1 protein-coding gene is annotated in these 1,730 nt (G+C 66.9%); it reads left to right on the forward strand.

The annotated features are described in order from the left end of the window. The first annotated feature begins 100 nt into the window (after positions 1 to 100). The gene (locus IF11_RS0135960) at positions 101 to 1,450 is read left to right on the forward strand and encodes an RHS repeat domain-containing protein (protein ID WP_030356012.1); all 1,350 of its coding nucleotides are present in this window, start codon (positions 101 to 103) and stop codon (positions 1,448 to 1,450) included. Positions 1,451 to 1,730 lie beyond the last annotated feature (280 nt).

Genomic DNA, 1,730 nt, shown 5'->3' on the forward strand with positions numbered 1-1,730 from the left:
GTGAGTTGCCTGCGCGTCACGATCGTCTTCCTACCGGATCCGTCTTCCAGGCGGATCCGGATCGACAAGATTGATCACGACGTCACACAGGCCCTAGTACGTGTACGACAGCTCCGGCCGCGTCATCCGTACGTTCGGCCCCGACGGATTCCTCTCCTCCGCGTTCACCTACGAGGTCCACAGCGAGACCGGCCACGGCGTCACCCGCTACACCGATTCCACCGGCGCCACCACGGTCTTCCATATCAATGAGGCCCTTCAGGTCGTCGCCGAAACCGACCCCCTGGGGCATACGGCCCACTTCGAGTTCGACGCCCAGGACCAGTTGCTGGCGCAGACCAATGCCCTGGGTCACACCACCCGCTTCGAACGCGACGCTCACGGCAGCCTCGTCTGCCTTGTCGCCCCTGACGGTGTGCGCACCACCGCCGTGTACAACGAGATGCGGCAACCCGTCGAGGTCACCGAGCGCGGCGGTATCCGGCGTTCCTACGCGTATGACCAGCAGGGCAACCGCACCGCAGTTATCGAGCCCACCGGCGCCCGCACGGAGTACGAGTTCAACGACCGCGGTCATGTGACCGGCGTCCGCAACGCGTTTGGCGACGTCACGCGAACAACCTCCGACGCGGCCGGTCTGCCGCTGCGGATCACCGCGCCCGACGGTGCGAGTACCGTCTGCGCCCGGGATGCCTTCGGCCGCGTCACTACCGTCACCGACGCCCTGGGTGGCACGCTCCGCCAGGGCTGGACGGTCGAGGGAAAGCCTGCGTGGCGTGAGCTGCCCGACGGCACCCGGGAGGAATGGACCTGGGACGCCGAGGGCAATCTCGTGGGCCACACCGACCGTATGGGCCGCACCACTTCCTCCACGGCCACTCACTTCGACCTGCCCGTCACCACCCGCATCGCGGAGGGAGGCGGCTACCGCTTCACCCACGACACGGAACTGCGGCTGACCAAAGTCACCAACGCCCAGGGCCTTCAGTGGCATTACACCTACGACGCGGCCGGCCGACTCGTGTCCGAGACCGACTTCGACGGCCGCACCCTGTCCTACGAGCACGACGCCCTCGGACGTCTGATACGCCGCACCAACGCCGCCGGCCAGAGTCTGACGTTCGAACGCGACGTCCTCGGCCGCGTCACCCAGCTGCACCACGACGATGGCTCCGTAGGCGTTTTCACCTGGGGAGAGACCGGCCACGTCTCACGAATAATGAACGCCCACGCGCGCATCGACCTCCAGCGGGATGCGGCGGGACGGGTCATCTCCGAGACCGCCAACGGGCGCACCCTGGCCTTCGCCTACGACGCGCTCGGTCGCCCGCGTTCACCGGCGCACCCCGTCCGGCGCCGGCAGCGACCTCGCCTACACCTGGGAAGGACTGGCCACCTACACGGCCGGAGACCACGCCTTCCGCTTCGACCGCGACGCGCTCGGACGTGAAACCGCACGCACCCTTGAGGACACGCTTACGCTCCGCCAGGACTGGGACGAAGTGGGCCGCCTTGCCCGTCAGTCTCTCAGAACGCAGCACACCGACGTCCTGGAACGGACCTTCGGCTACCAGGCCGACGGCTCCCCCCTCAGCATCGACGACAGCCACACCGGCCGCCGCACCTACACCGGGTCTTGACCCTTGATCCTGGACACACGAGACACTGGATCCTGAGGATCTGAGAACGGACATCTCGTGGTCATGAAGAACTATCCGCCGCAGTTCAAG

Origin of the sequence: Streptomyces scopuliridis RB72 (genome assembly GCF_000718095.1) — a bacterium.
In the GTDB taxonomy this organism is placed as follows: domain Bacteria; phylum Actinomycetota; class Actinomycetes; order Streptomycetales; family Streptomycetaceae; genus Streptomyces; species Streptomyces scopuliridis.